21 protein-coding genes and 1 pseudogene are annotated in these 20,609 nt (G+C 70.7%); 10 read left to right on the top strand and 12 right to left on the bottom strand.

Going from position 1 to position 20,609, the window contains the following annotated elements:
- Positions 1-3 precede the first annotated feature (3 nt).
- The 9 genes and pseudogenes from C6N40_RS02935 to serC form a co-directional block, all read right to left on the bottom strand.
- Complete coding sequence (locus C6N40_RS02935; protein WP_240183430.1) at positions 4-1,917, bottom strand: nucleoside-diphosphate sugar epimerase/dehydratase; 1,914 nt, start codon at positions 1,915-1,917, stop codon at positions 4-6.
- Positions 1,914-2,918: an MraY family glycosyltransferase gene (locus C6N40_RS02930; RefSeq protein ID WP_106989521.1), complete on the bottom strand. Its 1,005-nt coding sequence runs from the start codon at positions 2,916-2,918 to the stop codon at positions 1,914-1,916. The genes C6N40_RS02935 and C6N40_RS02930 overlap by 4 nt, the downstream gene beginning before the upstream one ends.
- Positions 2,915-4,087 (bottom strand): lipopolysaccharide assembly protein LapB, encoded by a 1,173-nt coding sequence (lapB, locus tag C6N40_RS02925; protein WP_106989520.1) that lies wholly within the window; start codon positions 4,085-4,087, stop codon positions 2,915-2,917. The genes C6N40_RS02930 and lapB overlap by 4 nt, the downstream gene beginning before the upstream one ends.
- The gene (locus tag C6N40_RS02920) at positions 4,080-4,382 is read right to left on the bottom strand and encodes a lipopolysaccharide assembly protein LapA domain-containing protein (RefSeq protein ID WP_106989519.1); all 303 of its coding nucleotides are present in this window, start codon (positions 4,380-4,382) and stop codon (positions 4,080-4,082) included. The genes lapB and C6N40_RS02920 overlap by 8 nt, the downstream gene beginning before the upstream one ends.
- A gap of 53 nt (positions 4,383-4,435) precedes the next feature.
- Positions 4,436-4,744, bottom strand: a pseudogene (locus C6N40_RS02915) (integration host factor subunit beta); the annotation flags it as partial.
- 66 nt (positions 4,745-4,810) lie between these two features.
- Positions 4,811-6,493 (bottom strand): 30S ribosomal protein S1, encoded by a 1,683-nt coding sequence (gene rpsA, locus C6N40_RS02910; RefSeq protein ID WP_106989517.1) that lies wholly within the window; start codon positions 6,491-6,493, stop codon positions 4,811-4,813.
- 151 nt (positions 6,494-6,644) lie between these two features.
- On the bottom strand, positions 6,645-7,337 hold the full coding sequence (gene cmk / locus C6N40_RS02905) for a (d)CMP kinase (RefSeq protein ID WP_106989516.1): 693 nt from the start codon (positions 7,335-7,337) through the stop codon (positions 6,645-6,647).
- Positions 7,338-7,346: 9 nt separating this feature from the next.
- Entirely contained in the window at positions 7,347-8,672 is a 1,326-nt protein-coding gene (gene aroA, locus C6N40_RS02900) for a 3-phosphoshikimate 1-carboxyvinyltransferase (protein WP_106989515.1), read from the bottom strand.
- 21 nt (positions 8,673-8,693) lie between these two features.
- On the bottom strand, positions 8,694-9,779 hold the full coding sequence (serC, locus tag C6N40_RS02895; protein WP_106989514.1) for a 3-phosphoserine/phosphohydroxythreonine transaminase: 1,086 nt from the start codon (positions 9,777-9,779) through the stop codon (positions 8,694-8,696).
- Between the two features lie 164 nt (positions 9,780-9,943).
- On the opposite strand from serC, the gene msrP reads away from it, so the two are divergent.
- Together msrP and C6N40_RS02885 are read left to right on the top strand one after the other, a co-directional pair.
- On the top strand, positions 9,944-10,921 hold the full coding sequence (gene msrP / locus C6N40_RS02890; RefSeq protein ID WP_106989513.1) for a protein-methionine-sulfoxide reductase catalytic subunit MsrP: 978 nt from the start codon (positions 9,944-9,946) through the stop codon (positions 10,919-10,921).
- A gap of 23 nt (positions 10,922-10,944) precedes the next feature.
- Positions 10,945-11,529 (top strand): protein-methionine-sulfoxide reductase heme-binding subunit MsrQ, encoded by a 585-nt coding sequence (locus C6N40_RS02885; protein WP_106989731.1) that lies wholly within the window; start codon positions 10,945-10,947, stop codon positions 11,527-11,529.
- Here C6N40_RS02885 and C6N40_RS02880 read toward each other — a convergent pair.
- Complete coding sequence (locus C6N40_RS02880; protein WP_106989512.1) at positions 11,517-12,383, bottom strand: FHA domain-containing protein; 867 nt, start codon at positions 12,381-12,383, stop codon at positions 11,517-11,519. The genes C6N40_RS02885 and C6N40_RS02880 overlap by 13 nt on opposite strands.
- Before the next feature lie 98 nt (positions 12,384-12,481).
- Here C6N40_RS02880 and C6N40_RS02875 point away from each other — a divergent pair, with 98 nt between their 5' ends.
- Complete coding sequence (locus tag C6N40_RS02875) at positions 12,482-12,763, top strand: polyhydroxyalkanoic acid system family protein (protein WP_106989511.1); 282 nt, start codon at positions 12,482-12,484, stop codon at positions 12,761-12,763.
- On the opposite strand, the gene C6N40_RS02870 is transcribed toward C6N40_RS02875, so the two are convergent.
- Entirely contained in the window at positions 12,702-13,469 is a 768-nt protein-coding gene (locus tag C6N40_RS02870) for a DUF8198 family protein (protein ID WP_106989510.1), read from the bottom strand. The genes C6N40_RS02875 and C6N40_RS02870 overlap by 62 nt on opposite strands.
- A 100-nt stretch (positions 13,470-13,569) precedes the next feature.
- Here C6N40_RS02870 and C6N40_RS02865 point away from each other — a divergent pair, with 100 nt between their 5' ends.
- From C6N40_RS02865 to C6N40_RS02855, 3 genes are all read left to right on the top strand, one after another.
- Positions 13,570-14,832 carry a patatin-like phospholipase family protein gene (locus tag C6N40_RS02865; protein WP_106989509.1) on the top strand — a complete coding sequence of 421 codons (1,263 nt, stop codon included), beginning with the start codon at positions 13,570-13,572 and terminating at the stop codon, positions 14,830-14,832.
- A gap of 92 nt (positions 14,833-14,924) precedes the next feature.
- Positions 14,925-15,569 carry a phasin family protein gene (locus tag C6N40_RS02860; RefSeq protein WP_106989508.1) on the top strand — a complete coding sequence of 215 codons (645 nt, stop codon included), beginning with the start codon at positions 14,925-14,927 and terminating at the stop codon, positions 15,567-15,569.
- Positions 15,570-15,761: 192 nt separating this feature from the next.
- Positions 15,762-16,832, top strand: coding sequence for a restriction endonuclease (locus C6N40_RS02855; RefSeq protein ID WP_162782043.1), 1,071 nt, complete (start codon positions 15,762-15,764; stop codon positions 16,830-16,832).
- Positions 16,833-16,852: 20 nt separating this feature from the next.
- On the opposite strand, the gene C6N40_RS02850 is transcribed toward C6N40_RS02855, so the two are convergent.
- A complete protein-coding gene (locus C6N40_RS02850; RefSeq protein WP_106989506.1) occupies positions 16,853-18,841 on the bottom strand; it encodes an SDR family oxidoreductase in 1,989 nt (662 codons plus the stop codon).
- A gap of 147 nt (positions 18,842-18,988) precedes the next feature.
- On the opposite strand from C6N40_RS02850, the gene C6N40_RS02845 reads away from it, so the two are divergent.
- The 4 genes from C6N40_RS02845 to C6N40_RS02830 all read left to right on the top strand — a co-directional run bounded on the left by C6N40_RS02845 (position 18,989) and on the right by C6N40_RS02830 (position 20,608).
- Complete coding sequence (locus C6N40_RS02845) at positions 18,989-19,246, top strand: acyl-CoA-binding protein (protein ID WP_106989505.1); 258 nt, start codon at positions 18,989-18,991, stop codon at positions 19,244-19,246.
- Positions 19,247-19,253: 7 nt separating this feature from the next.
- Positions 19,254-19,880, top strand: a complete 627-nt coding sequence (locus C6N40_RS02840; protein WP_106989504.1) for a TetR/AcrR family transcriptional regulator — start codon at positions 19,254-19,256, stop codon at positions 19,878-19,880.
- Positions 19,881-19,993: 113 nt separating this feature from the next.
- On the top strand, positions 19,994-20,119 hold the full coding sequence (gene ykgO, locus C6N40_RS02835; protein WP_005913193.1) for a type B 50S ribosomal protein L36: 126 nt from the start codon (positions 19,994-19,996) through the stop codon (positions 20,117-20,119).
- Positions 20,120-20,269: 150 nt separating this feature from the next.
- Positions 20,270-20,608, top strand: a complete 339-nt coding sequence (locus tag C6N40_RS02830; RefSeq protein WP_205208528.1) for a hypothetical protein — start codon at positions 20,270-20,272, stop codon at positions 20,606-20,608.
- The last annotated feature ends 1 nt before the right edge of the window (position 20,609 follow it).

Raw genomic sequence — 20,609 nt, 5'->3', positions numbered from 1 at the left:
TCGCTATTTCGTCATCGCTGGGTGGGTGGCGTCGGCAAGCAGCTCTTCCGGGCTGGCGTCGGCCTGCTCCGGCCGGTAGTCGGGCACCGCCTCACGCAGCAGCGCCTGCAGCCCCTCCTGGGACCCCGGCTCGGCCAAGAGGCGCTCAAGCCGCGCCAGCAGGCCGCCAAGGTCCTGGCCGACCGCCTGCCGGGGCCGGGCCTGGAAGATGCGCGGATGCCGCGTGCGCTGGTAGCGCTCCTCGGGGTGGAAAAGGATCTCGTGCAGCTTCTCGCCGGGACGCAAACCAGTGTAGCTGACCTCTATGTCGATTCCGGGACGCTTGCCGCTGAGCCGGATCATCTGTTCGGCCAGCTCGCGGATCGGCACCGGCCGACCCATGTCGAGCGCGAACACCGCGCCGTCCTCGCCCGGCAGCGCCAGCGAGTGCAGGATCAGCTGGCAGGCCTCGGGAATGGTCATGAAGTAGCGCGTGACCTCCGGGTGGGTCACCGTCACCGGCCCGCCCTCGGCGATCTGCTGGCGGAACAGCGGCACCACCGAACCGGCGGAGTCGAGCACGTTGCCGAAGCGCACGATCGACAGGCGCCCGCCGTTGCCGCCCAGCTCGGCCTGGCAGGCCAGCTCGGCGAAGCGCTTGCTCGCACCCAGCACGTTCACCGGGCAGATCGCCTTGTCGGTGGAGATCAGCACGAAATGCCCGACGCCGGCCTCGCGGCAGGCACGGGCGACCACCGCGGTCGCCGCGACGTTGTTGCGCAGCGCCTCGCGCAGCTGCCCTTCCAGCAGCGGCACCTGCTTGCAGGCCGCCGCATGGAACACGAAGTCGATGCCGCCGGCGAGCGCGATGCGGCAGGCCACCGGGTCGCCGCAGTCGGCGAGCATGGGCACCAGGCGCAGGCCGGGGAATTCGCGGGCGATCTCCTCGACGATGCCGCCCAGGGCCATCTCGGCCCGCTCCATCACCACCAGCTCCGCGGCCCCGGCCGCGGCGCACTGCCGCACCAGCTCGGAACCGATCGAGCCGCCGCCGCCGGTCACCAGCACGCGCTTGCCCTGGACCAGCAGCGCGCCCAGCGCCGTGTCGAACTTCACCGGCGGGCGGCCGAGCAGGTCCTCGATGCGCACCTCGCTCAACTCCAGTCGCTGCGGCTTGCCGGCGAGCATGTCGGCGATGCGCGGCGCCGCCCGGAACGGCAGGCCGGTTTCGTCACACAGTTCCACCACCCGCTGCATCTCGGCAGCGCTGGCGCTGGGCATGGCGATCACCAGCAGGTTCGGCGCGGTCTCCTGCGCCAGGTAGGGCAAGTCGCCGATCGGGCCCAGCACCGGCACGCCGCGCACCCGGGCTCCCTTGAGCGCCGGGTTGTCGTCCAGCAGCCCGATCACGCTGTAGCGCCCGTCGCCGGAGAGATCCCGAAGCAGTGCGTCGGCGGCCCGCCCGGCGCCGAGCACCAGCAGCCGCTTGGCGTCCGGGTTCTCGTGGGCCAGCCGCCAGTCCTTCCACAGGCGGTAGAGCAGGCGCGGCACGCCCAGCAGCACCACCAGCGCCACCGGGTAAGGCAGCAGCACCCGCCGCGGCACCTCGGGCAGGAGCCCGCCAAGGAACAACAAGGTGACGATCAGCAACACGCCCAGCAGCGCGCCACGCACCAGGTTCGCCAGGTCGGGCACGCTGGCGAAGCGCCACAGCCCTTGGTAGAGGCCGACGAAACGCAGCACCAGGCCCTGCGCGAAGATCGCGATCAGCAGCTCCGCGGGCAGCGACGGCGCCGGCGGCGCGCCGGCGCGCGCGGCCAGCCAGCGCAGCCCGATCCAGAGCAGCGCGATCATGAACAGGTCGTGCAGCACGATCAGGACGCGCGGCAGCAGGAAGCCGGTTTGTCGGTAGGAAATCTTGTCGCGGGGGGACTTCATCGGGGGGAAAGGCCTGGGGGCTGGGGCTGGGGCCGCGGCCAGCGGCGGGACAGCAGTAAGTGCAGGATGATGCCAACAACGAGGGCCAACAGGGTGAGCAGCCAGGGCCAGGGCGCCGGCCGGCCCGCGGTCGAGAGGGCCAGCAGGCTCGCTGCCAGGGCCCAGCCCAGGTAGAGGCCGCAGACGCCGGCATGGCTCCAGCCTGCCGCCACGGCGCGCTGGTAGAGGTGCTCGCGATGCGCCTGCCACAGCACCTGCCGGCGCCGCAGCCGCGACAGCAGGGTCAGGCTGGCGTCGAGCAGCATGGCCGATGCTGGCAGCAGCAGCAGCCAGGCGCCCTCGCCTGCCGCCGGCGCCGCGAGCAGGGCCAGCGCGGCCAGGCCGTAGCCCAGGGCGTGGCTGCCCACGTCGCCCAGGAACAGCCGGGCACGCGGGAAATTGAGCGGCAGGAAGCCCAGGCTGGCGGCCGCGAGCACGGCGGCGAGCAGGACCGCCGCCGGGGTAGGCCCGAGCAGGGCCAGCACCGGCGCGGCCACCAGCGCCTGGCTGGCCGCCAGGCCGTTGGCGCCGTCCATGAAATTCCAGAGGTTCACCATCGCCAGCACCAGCAGCGCGCCCAGGGCGATGCCGGGACCCACCCCCCACAGACCGGGCAGCAGCGGCCAGGCCGAGGCCAGGCAGAGCGCGCCCGCGGCCTGCAGCAGCAGCTTTGCCAGCGGCGGCAGGGGCCGCAGGTCGTCGACCAGGCCGGCCCCGGCGCACAGCACCAGGCCACCGGCAAAGGCCGCCGCGCCCTCGCCCAGCCAGGGCGCCAGCGCCAGCAGCACCAGGGCGATGCCGATGCCGCCGCCGCGGGGCGTGGGCTGGACATGCAGCCGGCGGGCGTCGGGCTGGTCGACATGGCCGCGCCGGAGCGCGAACACCCGCCAGGACGCCGCCAGCACGAACGACGCCACCATTGAAGCCAGGGCAAGCCAGACGATCGGTAGCTGGCTGCTCACTCGCTGACCGTGCCGTGGACGGGTTTGATGCTGCCCCAGGACTTGCAGCCGGGGCACTGCCAGTGGTGCGCCCGGGCGCCGAAGCCGCAGCGCTGGCAGCGATAGCCCGGCGTGCGCACCACCAGCTGCTCGGTGATCTGCTTGAGGGTCTTGAGCGCCTTGGCCGGGTCGGAATCCCCGTCGCGCAGGCTCAGGTCGATGTAGGCCGCCTCGCCGCGCACCGAGGGACGCTGGCGCAACTGCCCGGACAGGAAGGCCAGCGCAGCCTGGCGGCCCTCCTCGCGTTCGATCATGCGGGTCAGCGCCAGCACCGGCGACACGCCCGGGTAGTGCTCGGTCATCTCGAGCAGGAAGCCGCGCGCCCGCGCGCTCTCGCCGCGGCGCTCGTAGCAGGCCAGCAGCGGGTCGAGGATCTCGGGCAGGAACTCGATGTCGTGCCGGGCCACGCGCTCGAAGGCGCGGATCGCGGCCGCATCGTTGCCGGCGCTCAGCTCCAGCCGCGCCTCGACCAGGCCCGCGCGCACGGAATGGCTGTCGGCGGCGTAGGCGTCGGCGACATGGCGGCGCGCACCTTCGTCGTCGCCGCCGAGCCGGGCCATCTCGGCCAGTTCGCAGTGGAACTGCGCCACCAGCCGCGCCATGGACTCACCGCCGGCGCTCTCGAGCTTGTGCGCATGTTCGATGGCCTTGGCCCAGTCGCGCTCGGCCTGGTAGATCGAAATCAGGTGGCGCAGCGCCTGCGGCGCCAGCACGCCCATCCGCACCAGGTCGGTGAACAGGGTCTCGGCGCGGTCGAACAGGCCGGCACGCATGTAGTCCTCGCCCAGGGCCAGGACGGCGCGGGTCTTCTGCTCGTCGCTCAGGCCGGGCCGGGCGACCAGGTCCTGGTGCAGGCGGATGGCGCGGTCGACTTCGCCGCGGCGCCGGAACAGGTGGCCGAGCGCGAACTGGGTTTCCACCGTGTCCTTGTCGACCGCGGCGATCTGCAGGAAGACTTCGATGGCCTTGTCCTGTTGCTCGTTGAGCAGGTAGTTCAGGCCGCGGAAGTAGGTGTTCGAAAGCCGCGAGACGCGCGCACCGCCGCGGCGCTCGCCGCCGCGCCGGCCGGCCAGCCAGCCGGCGCCGGCCGCCACCGGCAGCAGCAGGAACAGCCAGGCCAGTTCAGTCATGGCCTTCCGGCGCGGAAATCGGGGTCGCCGCCGGGGCCTCGGCCGCATCCGCCGCCTGCCCCTTGCCGGCACCACGGCGCAGCCGGTGCCGCAGCGGCCAGACCACCGTGGCGGTGATCACGACGCCGGCGAGCACGGCGCCAAGCAGCACGGCCAGCAGCAGGCTGGTGCCGAGCGACAGGGATTCGATATGGGTGAGGCCAAGGTCGATGCGCACCGGATCGCGGTTGAGCGCGCCGAACAATACCCCGAGGGCGACGAAAAGCAGGGCGATCAGTGCCTTGAGCAGTCGCATGCAGTGGTTCCCGGTGCTGGTTGCGGGCTAGCTTAGCCCATCGCCACGCTGGTTCAGGCCACCGGCGGCGCGTTGCGGGCGTTGACCCGGTCGCGCAGTTCCTTGCCCGGCTTGAAATGCGGGACGTATTTTCCGGGCAGGGCCACGGACTCGCCGGTCTTGGGGTTGCGGCCCAGGCGCGGCGGACGGAAATGGAGGGAAAAACTGCCGAAACCGCGGATCTCGATGCGCTCGCCCTGGGTCAGGGAACCACTCATCATCTCGAGCAGGGTCTTCACGGCCAGGTCCACGTCGTCGGCCTTCAGGTGGGCCTGGCGCCGCGACAGCACCTCGATCAGTTCGGACTTGGTCATCTCGGGGCGATCCCTCGGTCTCTTCGGGCAAGTGCGTGGCCCGGGGTCGCCGGGCCACGCACGGGTGCTGCTGGCTTAATCGCCCTTGTTCAGCTGCTCGCGCAGCAGGGCACCGAGCTTGGTGGTGCCGGCCGACGCGTCGGAAGCCTTGTTGACCTCCGCCATCGTCTCCTGCAGCTCGGCCTCGTCCTTGGCGCGGATCGAGAGCTGCATGGTGCGGCCCTTGCGGTCCATGCCCATGTACTTGGCTTCGACCGCGTCGCCCACCTTCAGGTACTGGGTGGCGTCCTCGACGCGCTCCTTGGCGATGTCGTTGGCACGGATGTAGCCCTCGACGCCGCCCTCGAGCTCGATGGTCGCACCGCGGGCGTCGACTTCCTTGACCACGCCGTTGACGATCGAACCCTTCTGGGTGCCGGCCATGTACTGGCCCACCGGATCCTGCTCGAGCTGCTTGATGCCCAGCGAGATGCGCTCGCGCTCCGGGTCGACGGCCAGCACGACCGCCTCGACGGTGTCGCCCTTCTTGAAGTTGCGCACCACGTCCTCGCCCGTGGTGTTCCACGAGATGTCGGACAGGTGGACCAGGCCGTCGATGCCGCCGTCCAGGCCGATGAAGATGCCGAAGTCGGTGATCGACTTGATCTGACCGGAGACCTTGTCACCCTTCTTGTGCAGGGCCGAGAAGGCCTCCCACGGGTTCGGGGTGCACTGCTTGATGCCCAGCGAGATGCGGCGGCGCTCGCCGTCGACGTCCAGGACCATCACCTCGAGCTCGTCGCCCAGCTGGACGACCTTCGACGGGTTGACGTTCTTGTTGGTCCAGTCCATCTCGGACACGTGCACCAGGCCCTCGACGCCCGGCTCGATCTCGACGAACGCACCGTAATCGGTGACGTTGGAGACCTTGCCGAACAGGCGCGAGCTGGTCGGGTAGCGACGGGCGATGTTGTCCCACGGATCGTCGCCCAGCTGCTTGAGGCCGAGCGAGACGCGGTTGCGCTCGCGGTCGAACTTCAGCACGCGCACGTCGAGCTCGTCGCCGACGTTGACCACCTCGGACGGATGGCGCACGCGCTTCCAGGCCATGTCGGTGATGTGCAGCAGGCCATCGATGCCGCCGAGGTCGACGAACGCGCCGTAGTCGGTGAGGTTCTTGACCACGCCCTTGACGACCGCGCCTTCCTGCAGGCGCTCGAGCAGCTGCTCGCGCTCGACGCTGTTCTCGGACTCGACCACCGCGCGGCGGGAGACGACGACGTTGTTGCGCTTGCGGTCAAGTTTGATGATCTTGAACTCGAGTTCCTTGCCCTCGAGGTAGCCCGGGTCGCGGACCGGGCGCACGTCGACCAGCGAACCCGGCAGGAACGCGCGGACGTCGCGGATGTCGACGGTGAAGCCGCCCTTGACCTTGCCGGAGATGCGGCCGGTGACGATCTCGCCGGCTTCCATGGAAGCCTCGAGCTCGTCCCACACCATGGCGCGCTTGGCCTTCTCGCGCGACAGCACGGTCTCGCCGAAGCCGTTCTCGAGGTACTCGAGGGCGACCTTGACGGTCTCGCCGACGGCGATTTCGAGCTCGCCGGCTTCGTTACGGAACTGCTCGATGGGGATGATGCCCTCGGACTTCAGGCCGGCATTGATGACGACCACGTCGTTGCGGACCTCGACGACGATGCCCGACACGATGGCGCCCGGCTTGAGCTTGGAAAGGGCGCTCTGGCTCTGCTCGAACAGTTCAGCGAAAGATTCAGTCATTGTTGGATACTCGGTTGGACACACGGGCCCGCGGCTCCGCCGCGACCCACCTGTTGGCGCTTGATGCGCGTTCATGGACCCCGCGCCATCGGGCGCGGGACGGTTGCCTGCTTCGGAAGTCGCGACCGCGGGTGCGGATGCGCCGGGAGGATCAGTCCTGCCGTGGCTGACGGAGTTTTTCCGGCAGCACCGACAGCACGCGCTCGATCACCTCGGTGATGGGCGTGCCGGTGGAGTCCAGGAGCACCGCGTCTTCCGCGGGTTTCAGGGGCGCCACCGCACGCCCGGCATCGCGCTCGTCGCGAGCGGCGATTTCGTGCAGCAGACTGTCAAGATTAACCGAAACCCCTTTTTCCTTCAACTGCTTATGGCGCCTTTTGGCCCTTTCTTCGGCGCTGGCGGTCAGGAAGACCTTGTAGGGGGCGTCCGGGAAGATCACGGTGCCCATGTCGCGGCCGTCGGCCACCAGGCCCGGGGCCCGGCGGAACCGGTGCTGCAGGTCGACCAGGGCCGCCCGCACCGGCGGGTGCGCGGCGATGGCCGAGGCAGCCGCGCCGGCCGTTTCCATGCGCAGCTGGCGGGTGGCGTCCTTGCCGTTGACGATCACGTGCGGCTCGCCCGCACCCTGGGTCTCGAAGCGGATCTCGGTGCGGGCCGCGCACTGGGCCACGGCCCCGGCATCGCTCAGGTCGATGCCCTCCCAGGCCGCGGCCAGGCCGACGGCCCGGTACAGGGCCCCCGAATCCAGGTAGTGCCAGCCCAGGCGCTCGGCCACGGCCCGGCTGACGGTGCCCTTGCCGGAGCCGGAGGGCCCATCGATGGTCAGAACGGGGATACGAGGCATGGCCGGATTCTAGCCGAGCGCCGGTGCCGGCTGCAGGCCGAAGCCCGCCGAGGCCGCCAGCGCCACGAAACCCGGGAAGGAAGTGGCGACGTTGGCGCAGTCGGTGATGCGCACCTCGCCCGTGGCCCGCTGGGCCGCCACCGCCATAGCCATGGCGATGCGGTGGTCGCCGTGGCTGTGCACCTCACCGCCACCCAGGCGGCCGCCGCGGATGATCGCCCCGTCCGGGGTTTCGGCCACCTGCCCGCCCAGGGCCTGCAGCGCGGCGGCCATGGCCGCCAGGCGGTCGGACTCCTTGACCCGCAGCTCGGCGGCGCCGCTGACCCGGGTCTCGCCCTCGGCCAGGGCGGCGGCCACGAACAGGGCCGGGAACTCGTCGATCATGTCCGGCACCAGGGCCTCGGGCACGGCGATGCCGTGCAGGCGCGCATGCCGCACGCGCAGGTCGGCCACCGGCTCCCCGCCCTGCTCGCCGGCCGGGAATTCGGTGATGTCGGCCCCCATGGCGCGCAGCGCCGCCAGCAGGCCGGTGCGGCGCGGGTTCATGCCCACCCGCCGCAGCATCAGGTCCGAGCCCGGCACCACCGAGGCCGCCACCAGGAAAAAGGCCGCCGAGGAGAAGTCGGCCGGCACCTGCACCCGGGTCGCCCGCAGCCGGTGCCCGCCTTCGAGCCGGGCCTCGCCCGGGGCGAAGCGCACGGGCCAGCCGAAGGCCGCGAGCATGCGCTCGGTGTAGTCGCGGGTGGGATGCGGCTCGTGCACCGCCGTTTCGCCACGCGCGTAAAGGCCGGCCAGGAGCACCGCGGACTTCACCTGCGCGCTGGCAACAGGTGATTTGAAATCAATGGCTTGCAAGCCATTGCTCGCGTGGATTCTAAGTGGCGGCAGTTCGCCTCCGGCGGCCTCGATGCGGGCGCCCATGCGCTGCAGCGGCCCGATCACGCGCCCCATCGGCCGCCGCGAAAGCGAGGCGTCGCCGACCAGGGTGCTGTCGAAGGCCTGGCCGGCCAGCAGGCCGGCCAGCAGACGCATGCCGGTACCGGAATTGCCGCAGTCGAGCGGGCCGTCGGCGCCGCGCAGGCCATGCAGGCCGACGCCGTGGATTCGCCTCAGCCCATCCCCGGGCGCTTCGATGCGCACGCCCAGGCGCGCCAGGATGGCGGCGGTGGCGCGGGTGTCCTCGCCCTCCAGGAACCCGGCGATTTCGGAAACGCCCTCGGCCAGCGCGCCGAGCATGACCGCCCGGTGCGAGACCGACTTGTCGCCGGGCACCGCCAGTTCACCCGCCAGGGCGCGGCCCGGTGCCGCCAGCCAGTCGAGCCGCCCGGGGCTCATGCCGGGCACCGCGCCAACCGCTCAGCCATTGCGTCGGGCGAAATCGGCCATGAAGTCGACCAGGGCCTGCACGCCCGCCTCGGGCATGGCGTTGTAGATCGAGGCGCGGATGCCGCCGACCGCGCGGTGGCCCTTCAGGCCCAGCAGACCGGCCGCGTCGGCCTCCTTGAGGAAAGCCTTCTCGCGCGCCTCGTCGGGCAGGAAGAACGGCACGTTCATCCACGAGCGCGCGGCCGGGTCCACCGGGTTGCGGTAGAAGCCGCCGGAGCCGTCGATGGCCGCATACAGGTTGGCCGCCTTGCGCCGGTTGCGCTCGCCCATGGCCGCCGCGCCGCCCTCGGCGCGCAGCCACTTGAGCACCAGGCCCAGCACGTACCAGGCGAAGGTGGGCGGGGTGTTGAACATCGAGTCGTTCTTCGCCTGGTTGAGCAGTTCGAAGATCGGCGGCAGTTCACGGCCGTGCCGGCCCAGCAGGTCCTTGCGCACGATGGCGATGGCCAGGCCCGAGGGACCGAGGTTCTTCTGGGCGCCGCCATAGAGCACGCCGAAGCGCGACACGTCCAGGGGCGCGGACAGGAAGTTGGAGGACACGTCGGCCACCAGCGGCACGTCGCCGGCGTCCGGGATGTCGTGGAACTCGACGCCGTGGATGGTCTCGTTCGGGGTGTAGTGCAGGAAGGCCGCGCCGGGCGTCAGCGCCCAGTCCCCACGCGGCGGGATGCCGGTGTAACCGCCGGCCTTGCCGCTGGCCGCCACGTTCACCTGCAGCGAGGGCTTCATGTTGTCCAGGGCCTTCTCGCCCCAGTGGCCGGTGAGCACGAAATCGGCGGTCTGGTCGGCGCGGGCCAGGTTGAGCGCCAGCAGGGCCGACAGCGTGGTGGCGCCGCCCTGCAGGAACAGCACGTGGTAGTCGTCCGGCACCGCCATCAGCTCGCGCAGGTCGCGTTCGGCTTCGGCGGCGCATTCGACGAAGGCCTTGCCGCGGTGGCTGACCTCCATCACCGACGCGCGTTCGTCGCGCCACTCCAGCAGTTCCGCCTGGACTTGCCTGAGGACCGGTTCGGGCAGCACGGCCGGACCGGCGCTGAAGTTGTACGCGCGTGACATCGGGCACCTCGGGAGCAAGAATGAGGAAATTAGCACGGGGCCGCAGGCCCCGTAAGGCGTCATCCGACGATGCTCGCCGTCCGGCGAGCATTTGCTCGAATCGCTGCGACGCCGGCCGCACGATCACCTGCCCGCCACGACCGCGGGTGCTAGGCTCGAACTGCATGAGCAGATTCCGCTATCCGCGCCCGCCGTCTTCCGAAATCACCCCCGAGGCGGTGTACCGGCGCCGTCGCGAGCTGATCGGCCTGGGCCTGGCCAGCCCGCTGCTGGCCCTGGCCGGCTGCGCGGGCGCCGAGGATGCCTCCGCGGCCGGCACGACGGCCGCCCCCGCCGCGCCCACCGACACGCCCGACGGCTTCCGCAGCAACGAAGAGCTGACCACCTGGCGCGACGCCACCAACTACAACAACTTCTACGAGTTCGGCACCGGCAAGGCCGACCCGGCGCGCAACGCGCACACTCTGGTGACCAACCCCTGGGTCGTGGTCGTCGGCGGCGAGGCGGAGGTCACCGGCACCTTCCCGCTGGAGGATTTCCTGCGCCCGCATGCCGTGCAGGAGCGCATCTACCGCCTGCGCTGCGTCGAGGGCTGGTCGATGGTGCTGCCCTGGCAGGGGGTGCCGCTGGGCGAGGTGCTGGCGCGGTTCCGCCCGACCTCGAAGGCGAAGTACGTGGCCTTCACCACCCTCGCCGACCGCGGCCAGATGCCCGGCCTGCGCTGGCCGGTGCTCGACTGGCCCTACCGCGAGGGCCTGCGCATCGACGAGGCCATGCACCCGCTCACGCTGCTGGCCACGGGCCTTTACGGCAAGCCGCTGCCGAACCAGAACGGCGCGCCGCTGCGGCTGGTCGTGCCCTGGAAGTACGGCTTCAAGAGCATCAAGTCGATCGTGCGCATCGACTTCACCGAAAACATGCCGGTCACCAGCTGGAACCAGTCCCAGCCCAGTGAATACGGCTTTTATTCGAACGTGAACCCGGCCGTGGACCACCCGCGCTGGAGCCAGGCCAGCGAACGCCGCATCGCCGGCGACGGCCGGCGCCTGGTCGCGAACCGGATACCCACCCTGCCCTTCAACGGCTACGGCGCGCAGGTGGCCTCGCTCTACGAAGGCATGGACCTGCGCAAGTGGTTCTAGGCGGGCGGCCGGACTGGCGCTGGCTGGGGCTCAAGGCGGCGGCGCACGCCCTGGCCCTGGCGCCGCTGGCCGCGCTGGTCGCCGGGGTCGCCCGGGACAGCCTGGGTCCCGACCCGGTGGCGGAGATCACCCACGCCACCGGCACCTGGGCGCTACGGCTGCTGCTGCTGGGCCTGGCGCTCACGCCCCTGCGCCGGCTGGCCGGCCAGGCCTGGCCGATCCGCTTCCGGCGCCTGGTCGGCCTCTACGCCTTCTTCTACGCCTGCCTGCACCTGGCCACCTGGCTGGTGCTGGACCTGGGCGGCTACTGGATGCAGGTATTCGACGACCTCGCCAGGCGGCCCTACATCACCCTGGGCTTCAGCGCCTGGCTGCTGTTGCTGCCGCTGGCGCTCACCTCCACCCGCGGCTGGATGCGCCGGCTGGGCCGGCGCTGGGGGCAACTGCACAAACTGGTGTACGTGGCGGCAACGCTGGCGGTGCTGCACTACCTGTGGCTGGTGAAGGCCGACCTGCGCGAGCCGCTGGCGTATGCGGCGGCCCTGGCGCTGCTGCTGGGGCTGCGCTGGCGCTGGCGGCGCGGCGGTGCCCCGGCTCAGGGGGCGTAGACGAGCAGCGCCGTCATGGCCGCGGCCAGCACCGTGGCGGCGGCGATGAGCCACCACAGCGCACTCGGGTCGCGCCCGGCGGGCGCCGGCGGACGAGGAGCCTGCTCGACGGGGCCCGGGTCGCTGGCGACCGGGACGTTCACCGCCTTGAGGGTCTGGGTGTGCGGGTTGGCCACCGCCTTGCCCAGGCCGGACTGCCCGCGCAGCGGCAGCCCGGGCGCCTCGAGCACGAACCGGTGCTGGTCGACCACCAGCTGGTCGCCGGGCGAGAGCACCGCGTCGCGCACGCCCACGCCGTTGACCTGGGTGGTTTCGCCGCCGGGGGCCAGGGCCCGCAGCACGACGCGGTCGCCGTGCAGCTCGACCACGGCGTGGCGCTCGGCAACGGCGGGATCCTCGAGCCGGATGTCGGCCGCCGGCGAGCGTCCGATCACCCTCGGTTCGGTGAGCGTGTAGCTGCGGCCGAAATGCGGCCCGCTCAGGCCGCGCAGCACCACCCGCACCGCCGCCACGCGCTGGGCGTCGCCGAGCGAGGCCGGCGCGCCGGCCGGGATGTCGCGTTCGATCGGCGGCCGGTCGTCGGCACGCACCACCAGGCGCAGCGTGTCCAGGCAGACCAGGTCGCCGGCCCGCAGCTGGGCCAGGCGCTTGACCGGACGGGCATTGAGGTGGACGGCGGGCACGCCGTTGGGCACGCGCAGCCAGAGGCCGCGGCGGTCGCTGAAGAAGCTGGCGTGGTGCGGCGCCAGGCTGCTGCCGGGCAGGCTGACCCGCAGGCCGGCACGGCTGCCGACGGCGACTTCGCCCTGCAGTGGCACATTGGCGTGTTCGCCGTTCGGGAACGTCAGTTGCATCCGGCCTCCTCGGACCGCAAATCTAGCATGGCCAAGCCGCCGGCCCTGCTTGGTGGATACGTCCCGGCCGCGCAGAATAGGCCGCCAAGGAGGAACCCATGTCCCACATCGATATCCGACGCAAACACGGCCGGCCGCTCAAGGAGGCCAAGGCGGCCATCGAGCGCGTCGCCGAACACCTGGCCGAGAAGTTCGACGTCGAATACGGCTGGGATGGCGACACCATGGAATTTTCGCGCGGCGGCGTCGACGGCCACATCGCCGTGGGTGCCAAGGAGATCCGGGTCACGGCCACGCTGGGCTTCCTGCTGTTCGCCATCAAGGGCCCGATCGAGCGCGAGATCCACCAGTACCTCGACCGCGAGTTTGGGCAGGCGTGAGCCCGAACGGATCCGGGTGGCCGGCGAACAGCCGCCTGGATACCTCGCGTTCCCGGTGGCCGATGGCCTCGAGGAACTCGCCGGCCCCGCCAAGGGCGTCGAAGGCCGAGAACCCGCGTTCCAGGAAGCCCTGAAGCTCGCTCAGCCCCGCGGCGCGCGCCGGCAGTCGTGACGCGCGCAGCAGCTTGTAGACGCCGTGCTTCTTCACCGCCGCGTCGAGCGTCCAACCCACGCCCAGGATCATCCCGATCTGCCGCCGGCGCAGCCGGGGGCAGCCGGTGGCGCGGTAGGCGGCGCCGTAGTCGTCCACCGAAACCGGCGCGTCCGGCGCCGCACGCGCCGCGAGGGCCTCGGCCATGCGCAGGTCGAAGGCGTGGCTGAGCACCGCCAGGCCGATGGCGTCGGCGGCGGCGGCCACCAGGGCGTCGGGCAGCAGGCGGGCCATCAGCGGCATCACCCGGGCCACGTCGCGGTCGCGCCCGGAAAAATCGCGCTCGCCGTACAGGTCGGTGAGGAAGAACTCGGCCGCCGGGCGCATGCGCGGGTTGGTCAGGAAGTCGGTGAAGCTGTCGGCCAGGCGCCGGGCCTGCCAGGACTGCAGCGCCCGCAGCTGCGGCAGGCGGTTGCGCGGCTCGCGGCGCGGGTCGTTGATGGCCTGCTGCCAGGCCAGCCGGTGCGCGATGCGCTGGCGGAGGACCTGGCTCATGCCGGGCGGGCGGTCGGTTCGGGATGGATGGACGGGTTCACAGCGGCGCGGGCTCGGCTGCGGCTACAATCGCCGCGTCGTCTCGGGAGTTACCCATAGCATGCTGGTTCTGCAACCCGCCCGGAAGCGCCAACCGCCCAGCCAGGGCCGCATCGGCCTGGCCATCGCCGGCGGCGGGCCGATCGGCGGCATGTACGAGCTCGGCGCCCTGCGCGCGCTCGACGTGTCCATCGAGGGCCTGGACCTGACGCGGCTGGAGGTCTACGTCGGCGTCAGCTCGGGCGCGTTCCTCGCCGCGGGCCTGGCCAACCGGCTCGACACCGCCGAGATGTGCCGCATCTTCATCACCGGCGACAGCGACGACGTGAAGTTCCAGCCGCACATGTTCCTGCGTCCGGCCTTCATGGAGTACGTTCGCCGCGCCGCGGCGGTGCCGCGGCTGGCCTTCGACTGGTGGAAGGACCTGCTCACCGACCCCAGCGGCTCGCACCTGAGCGAGCTGGTCGGTCGTTTCAGTGGCGTCATCCCCACCGGCCTGTTCGACAACCGCGGCATCGAGCGCTTCCTGCGCCAGGTCTTCACCATCCGCGGCCGCAGCAACGACTTCCGCGAAATGGCGGCCAAGCTCTACGTGGTCGCGGTCGACCTCGACAGCGGCCAGGCGGTGCGCTTCGGCAGCCCGGGCTGGGACGACGTGCCGATCTCCCGCGCGGTCCAGGCCAGTTCCGCCCTGCCCGGCCTGTACCCGCCGGTGGACGTGCGCGGCCATCATTTCGTCGACGGTGCCCTGCGCCGCACCATGCACGCCTCGGTGGTGCTCGACCATGGCATCGACCTGATGCTTGGCGTCAATCCCTTCGTGCCCTTCAATGCCAAGACCGCCGGCCGCCCGCCGGACGGCATGGAAAACCTCAGCGAGGGCGGCCTGCCGGTGGTGCTGTCGCAGACCTTCCGCACCCTGCTGCAGTCGCGCATGCGGGTCGGCCTGGAGAAATACGCCGAGCGCTACCCGGACGTGGACCAGGTGGTCTTCGAGCCGAACGAAGACGACGGCGAAATGTTCTTCACGAACGTCTTCAGCTACTCCTCGCGCCAGCGCGTCACCGAGCACGCCTTCCGGTCCACGCTCAACGACCTGCGCCGCCGCCGCGACGAACTGGCGCCGGTGCTGGCGCGTCACGGCCTGTCCCTGCGTCAGTCGGTGCTCGACAACCCGGCCGCCTCGATCATGGACGGCCTGGGCCTGGTGCCCACCGTGACCGACACCACCGCCCAGCTGCGCCGCGCACTGGACGACGTCGAGCTGCTGGTGCGCAACCGCCGCCCCAACCGCCGCCGGACCGGAGCCACGTCCCGCCGCTGAGCCGCGCCCTTGGTGTGAAAACTCTAGACATCCGGCCCAGATTGCCCACAACCGGCGCCACGCCGTCACGAAATGCAAGGGAGTCCAGAACCATGGCCAAGCTCAAGAAGAACGCCCGTTCCAAGGCCACCAGCAAGCGCGCCAGCGCCAAGCCGGCTGGCGCCGCCGCCGACCTGCAGGCCCGTGCCGAGCAGGTGTCGCGTTCGATCGTCGGCTCCGCCCAGCAGATCTGGATGGCCGGCATGGGTGCTTTCAACCGCGCCCAGGGCGAAGGCTCGAAGCTGTTCGAAGCCCTCGTCAAGGAAGGCATGAACATCGAACAGAGCACCCGCAAGCTGGCCACGCGCCGCGTCGATGCCGTGCGTGATGCCGTCGAGGACCGCGTCGGCGTCGCCCGCGAACGCGCCGTGGACACCTGGGACCGGCTCGAGAAGGTGTTCGAGGATCGCGTGCAGCGCGCCCTCAACCGCCTCGGCGTGCCGGGCCGCGAGGACCTTGCCGAACTGAGCAAGCGCGTCAACGAACTCAACGCCGAGCTGCGCAAGCTCTCCGGCGGCCGCGCCGCGCCGAAGAAGGCCAAGGCCAAGCCGGCTGCGAAGAAGGCTGCCGCGAAGAAGCCGGCCGCGAAGAAGACCGCGCGCAAGGCAAGCGCCAAGCCGACGCAGGCCGCCAAGGCCCCGCGCAAGCGCAGCCTGCCCAAGGCCCCCAAGCCGGTCGCGCCCAGCCAGGCCGGCTGACGGTTCCCGTCCGCCAGCCCGAACGGGATCCGCTCGCTCCCTCCCCTTGCGGTTTCCGGCTGGCGGACGGTTTTGATTGACCACGGGGCCCGGCGAATGCCGGGCCTCGTGCTTTCGGGGGCCAGACCTGCCGGGGCGCCATTCCGCGTTATCCTTTGGCACCCGCAGGACCCCACCCCCCGGAGCAACTTGATGCCAGGCCTCAGCCCCCTCGTCGTCGCGATCGCCGCCACCCTCGTCGCCCTCGGTGCGAGCAGCTGGTGGTTCGGCGTGCACCGCCGGCGCCTGGCCGAAACCCGCGCCGGCATCCAGGCCCTGGCCGGCATGAAGTGGCGCGAGTGCGCCGGGCTGGTCCTGCAGGCGATGGAGGAAAAGGGCTACAAGGAGCTCCCCTCCAGCCGCCAGCCGGGCGACGGCGGCGCCGAGTTCCTGCTGGTCAAGGGCGACGAGCGCTGCCTGCTCGGCTACAAACACGGCACCGCCTATCGCCTGGGCGAGGCCAATGTCCGCGACTTCGCCAACGGCGTGCAGCTCCAGGGCGCGACCACCGGCATGCTCGTCACCCTGGGCAGCGCCGAGGGTTACGCCCGCGACCTGGCGCGCCGCTATGGCGTCGACCTGACCGACGGCGCTTCGCTGTGGCCGCAGGTCGAGCCGTTCGCGCCGCCGCAGATGGTGGTGGCGATCCGCGAGGAAGCGGCGAACGAAATCCGCAAGGGCCAGCGCATCGGCATGGCCAGCAGCCTGGTGCTCGGCCTGGTGGTGTTCGGCGTGGCCACGCTGCTGCAGCCGGCCGATCCGGCCCTGCCGGCGCCGGTTGCCGCCACGGCTCCCGCCCCGGCCGCCGCCGCACCGACCCCCGACGCGCCCGCCGCTGCACCGGCCGACGCAGCGCCCGCCGCCGCCGGCGAACCCGCCGCGGCCGAACCCGAGCCTTCCCGTTTCACCGACGAGGCTTCGCGCCAGGCCGACGCGGCCCTGCGCGAACTCAAGGAGGTGGCCGCGCTGTCCGAGCAGGAACGCATCCAGCGACGCCTGGCCGCCGCCAGCGCCGTCGCCTCGCTCGAGCAGGCCGAAAGCGCCGCCTGGTCCACCCAGTCGACCCTGGTGGTGCGCATGGCCGGGGCCGACGGCATCGACTCCGGCCTGGTCAACGAGGCCTGCGCGATCCTCGTGCAGTACGAGGAACTGCGCTATTCACGGCTGCAGCTCGAGCCGCCCGCCGGCAGCACGGCGCCGGTTCGCTGGCGCCAGTGCCAGTAACCGACGCCGCCTGAAACGGCTTACCAGTGCACGCCGCGCATCAGCGCGGCAAAGGCCACCTGCTCGTTGGTCGGCTTCTCGTCCTTGAGCGCCTTGCGGTCGCCCTTGGCGGCGGCCGAGTCCGGGAACATCTCGAAGGCCGTGTTCATGATCACCTCGTAGGCCTTGGGCGCCACGGCGTTGAGCGTGGCGGCGAAGATGCCCATGCGGGTGGCGACGCGGCTGGGACGCTCGATGATGGCCTTGACCACCAGGTCTGCGGCCTCCTCCGGCGTCAGCGTGGGCACCGACTCGTACATCTTGGTCGGGGCGATCATCGGCGTCTTCACCAGCGGCATGTTGACGGTGGTGAAGGCGATGTTCTTGGCGCTGAACTCGGCCTGGGCGCAGCGGCTGAAGGCATCGAGCGCGGCCTTGGAGGCGACGTAGGCCGAGAAGCGCGGCGAGCTGGCCAGCACGCCGATCGAACTGATGTTGATCACGTGGCCCTTGCGGCGATGGGTCATGACGGGCAGGAAGCCCATGATCAGGCGCAGGCAGCCGAAGTAGTTGAGCTGCATCGTGCGCTCGAAGTCGTGGAAGCGGTCGTAGCTGAGCTCGACCGAGCGACGGATCGAGCGGCCGGCATTGTTGACCAGGATGTCCACGGCCTTGTGCTCGGCCAGCACCGTCTTCACCAGTTCGTCGCAGCTGGCCATGTCGGTCAGGTCGCAGGTGTAGGCCCAGCACTTGCCGCCGGTGGCGAGGATCTCGTCGCGGGTGGCGTGGAGCTCGTCCTGCCCGCGCGCGACGATGATGACCTTGGCGCCCGCCTCGGCCACCTTCTGCGCCGTGGCCTTGCCGATGCCCGACGAGCCGCCGGTGATCAGCACCACCTTGCCGGCGACGTGGCCGCGCAGGGTGCGGTCGACGAACAGGTCCGGGTCGAGGTGGCGCTCCCAGTAGTCCCAAATGCGCCAGGCGTAGTCCTCCAGGCGCGGCAGCACGACCTTGCTGCCCTTGAGGGCGCGCTCGGCCACGCGGGTGTCGAAGCGCGTCGGGTAGGTGATGTAGGAAAGCGTCTGCGGCGGCAGCTTCAGGTCGCGCAGCAGCATCGAGCTGAAGCGCTTGACCGGCGGCAGGTTCAGCACCGCGCTGCGCACCGCGCCCGGCACCACGGCCAGCATGCGCGCGTCGAGCCGCATCGTCATTTCCGGGGCGTGCGCGGCGCGGCAGAAGGTGTTCATCAGCTCGCCAAAACGCATCGGCTCGGGGTCGACCAGGTGGAAGCACTGGCCGTCGAGCCCGCGCTTGTGGGCGATGTGGTCCATGGCGTCGGCCACGAAGTCCACCGGCACCACGTTGATCCGGCCGCCTTCGATGCCCAGGGTGGGCACCCACTGCGGAATCGCCCGGCGCATCTTCTTGATCAGGGTGAACAGGTAGTAGGGGCCGTCGATCTTGTCCATCTCGCCGGTCTTCGAATGGCCGATGACCATGGACGGGCGGTAGATCCGGAACGGCACCTTGCACTCCTTGCGCACGATGCCCTCGGACTCGTGCTTGGTGCGCAGGTAGGGGTCGCGCAGGCCCTCGGCTTCCTCGAACATGTCCTCGCGGAACACGCCCGGGTACAGCCCGGCGGCGGCGATCGAGCTGGTGTGGTGGAAGCAGCCGGCCTTGGTGGCGGCGGCCAGCTCCAGGGCATGGCGGGTGCCGTCGATGTTGGCCACCTGCTGGGAGGCGGCGTCGGCAGAGAGGTCGTAGATCGCCGCGAGGTGGAAGAAGTGCTTCACCTTGCCCTGCAGGGCCCTGATCTTGGCCGGCGACACGCCCAGCTTCGGCTTGGACAGGTCGCCGGTGACCACGTCGATGCGCTTGCGGTCCCAGCCCATCGAGGCGGCGATGGCGTCGAGCTTCTTTTCGGAGCCCTTGCGCACCAGCACGTGGATCGTGCCCTTGCGCTTGAGCAGGTTGCTGACCAGGAAGCGCCCGATGAAGCCCGTCGCGCCGGTGACGAAATAAGACATGACCTTTCCCCTGCCCGTGTCCGAAGCCCGGCCGGATGGCCGGATACCCGGCCTAAATTGCCAGAGCGCATCGCGCGCGGCAAACCCCGCGTTGACCGACCATGGGCGCCGTGATATCACCGGGGCCTGACCCGGGGGATGCAAGCGATGGCCGACCTGAAAGCCGAATTCCAGAAAGCCGCCAAGGACGTGATGGACCTGGCCGAGCGGCCCGACAACGACACCATGCTCAGGCTCTACGCCCTGTACAAGCAGGGGTCCGAGGGCGACGCCAGCGGTCCCAAGCCCGGCTTCTTCGACTTCGTCGGCACCGCCAAGTACGAGGCCTGGGAGAAACTGGCCGGCATGTCGGCCGAGCAGGCGATGAAGAAGTACGTCGACCTCGTGAAAACCCTGCGCGGCTGACCCCGGGGTGGCCAGGCAAACCCGCCAGCGCATCCTCGATGCCTCGCTCGCCATGTTCAACGAACAGGGCGAGCCCAACGTCACGACCAACCACATCGCCGACGAGCTGGAGATCAGCCCGGGCAACCTCTACTACCACTTCCGCAACAAGGACGACATCATCGAGCAGCTGTTCGCGCGCTACGAGGAGCGCATGGACACGGCCCTGGTGGCGCCCGAGGGCCGGCTGCGGGATCTGGAGGACATCTGGCTGCAGCTGCACCTGGTGTTCGAGGCGATCTGGGACTACCGCTTCCTCTACCGCGACCTGGTCGACATCCTCAGCCGCAACCGGCGCCTGCGCCTGCGCTTCGCCCGCATCCTCAAGCGGGCCGCCGACAACGCCACCTCGGGCATGCGCGGCCTGGTCCAGGCCGGCGTGATGCGGGCCTCGGCCGCCGAGGTCGAGGCCACGGCCACCAACATCCTGGTGCTGGCCACCTTCTGGCTCAACTACGCCTCGGTCCGGGGCGACCGGGACGAGCACGAGGCCATCCGGGCCGGCATCGTCCAGGTGATGATGCTGCTCTCGCCCCTGCTCCGGGACGCCGAGCGGCTGCACCTGAACAACCTCGTCCAGGCCTACCGGCAGTAGGCGTCGGGCCCGGAGGCCCGGCTGCACCTGCCCAAGGGCTTGTATTGCAAGCCGTTTTGGACCCCGCTATAATCCCGCTTCTTTATTGCCACCACCCCATCCAAGGAACTGCCATGAAAGTGCTCTCGTCCCTGAAGTCGGCGAAGACCCGCCATCGCGACTGCAAGGTCGTGCGCCGCCGCGGCAAGGTCTTCGTGATCTGCAAGTCCAACCCGCGTTTCAAGGCCCGCCAGCGCTGAGCGCTGCAGGCCAGGTTGGAAGCTGAGCGCCGGCGAAAGCCGGCGTTTTGCTTTCCGGCCGCCCGGGGGGGCCGGCGATGGCGCCGCGGCAGCGGTTTTGCCATTATCCTCGGCCCAACCGTCAACCCGACGATCCCGCGGAGGTGCACCATGAAGGCCCATCCCCTGTTCCTGGCCCTGGCCCTGTCCACCGGCCTGCTGCTGCAGGCCAGCCCGGCGTCCGCCGACACCCTGCTGGTCGAGCGCGTGCGCGCCGAGTCGGGCGACATGCCGGCCCGTGGCCAGTCCATGGCCCAGGTCGAAAAGCATTTCGGCGCCCCGCAGCGCAAGCATGCGCCGGTGGCCGGCCCGGGCGACCGCCAGCACAACCCGCCGATCACCCGCTGGGACTACGCCGGCTTCTCGGTGTATTTCGAGCACAGCCATGTCGTCGACGCGGTGGCCGCCAAGGCCAGCCCGAACGAGATCGGCCCCAAGCCCGTCCAGTAAA

It is taken from the genome of Arenimonas caeni (genome assembly GCF_003024235.1).
GTDB lineage: Bacteria > Pseudomonadota > Gammaproteobacteria > Xanthomonadales > Xanthomonadaceae > Arenimonas > Arenimonas caeni.
Note: the sequence above shows the minus strand (reverse complement) of the source record. Positions and strands in the feature narration are given on the sequence as shown.

Coding starts and splice junctions, on each gene's coding strand:
- C6N40_RS02935 (WP_240183430.1), bottom strand. CDS start 1,917: ATGAAGTCCCCCCGCGACAAGATTTCCTACCGACAAACCGGCTTCCTG.
- C6N40_RS02920 (WP_106989519.1), bottom strand. CDS start 4,382: ATGCGACTGCTCAAGGCACTGATCGCCCTGCTTTTCGTCGCCCTCGGG.
- serC (WP_106989514.1), bottom strand. CDS start 9,779: ATGTCACGCGCGTACAACTTCAGCGCCGGTCCGGCCGTGCTGCCCGAA.
- C6N40_RS02865 (WP_106989509.1), top strand. CDS start 13,570: ATGCTGGTTCTGCAACCCGCCCGGAAGCGCCAACCGCCCAGCCAGGGC.
- msrP (WP_106989513.1), top strand. CDS start 9,944: ATGAGCAGATTCCGCTATCCGCGCCCGCCGTCTTCCGAAATCACCCCC.
- C6N40_RS02860 (WP_106989508.1), top strand. CDS start 14,925: ATGGCCAAGCTCAAGAAGAACGCCCGTTCCAAGGCCACCAGCAAGCGC.
- C6N40_RS02875 (WP_106989511.1), top strand. CDS start 12,482: ATGTCCCACATCGATATCCGACGCAAACACGGCCGGCCGCTCAAGGAG.
- rpsA (WP_106989517.1), bottom strand. CDS start 6,493: ATGACTGAATCTTTCGCTGAACTGTTCGAGCAGAGCCAGAGCGCCCTT.
- C6N40_RS02845 (WP_106989505.1), top strand. CDS start 18,989: ATGGCCGACCTGAAAGCCGAATTCCAGAAAGCCGCCAAGGACGTGATG.
- aroA (WP_106989515.1), bottom strand. CDS start 8,672: ATGAGCCCCGGGCGGCTCGACTGGCTGGCGGCACCGGGCCGCGCCCTG.
- cmk (WP_106989516.1), bottom strand. CDS start 7,337: ATGCCTCGTATCCCCGTTCTGACCATCGATGGGCCCTCCGGCTCCGGC.
- C6N40_RS02830 (WP_205208528.1), top strand. CDS start 20,270: ATGAAGGCCCATCCCCTGTTCCTGGCCCTGGCCCTGTCCACCGGCCTG.
- ykgO (WP_005913193.1), top strand. CDS start 19,994: ATGAAAGTGCTCTCGTCCCTGAAGTCGGCGAAGACCCGCCATCGCGAC.
- C6N40_RS02855 (WP_162782043.1), top strand. CDS start 15,762: ATGCCAGGCCTCAGCCCCCTCGTCGTCGCGATCGCCGCCACCCTCGTC.
- C6N40_RS02870 (WP_106989510.1), bottom strand. CDS start 13,469: ATGAGCCAGGTCCTCCGCCAGCGCATCGCGCACCGGCTGGCCTGGCAG.
- C6N40_RS02880 (WP_106989512.1), bottom strand. CDS start 12,383: ATGCAACTGACGTTCCCGAACGGCGAACACGCCAATGTGCCACTGCAG.
- lapB (WP_106989520.1), bottom strand. CDS start 4,087: ATGACTGAACTGGCCTGGCTGTTCCTGCTGCTGCCGGTGGCGGCCGGC.
- C6N40_RS02850 (WP_106989506.1), bottom strand. CDS start 18,841: ATGTCTTATTTCGTCACCGGCGCGACGGGCTTCATCGGGCGCTTCCTG.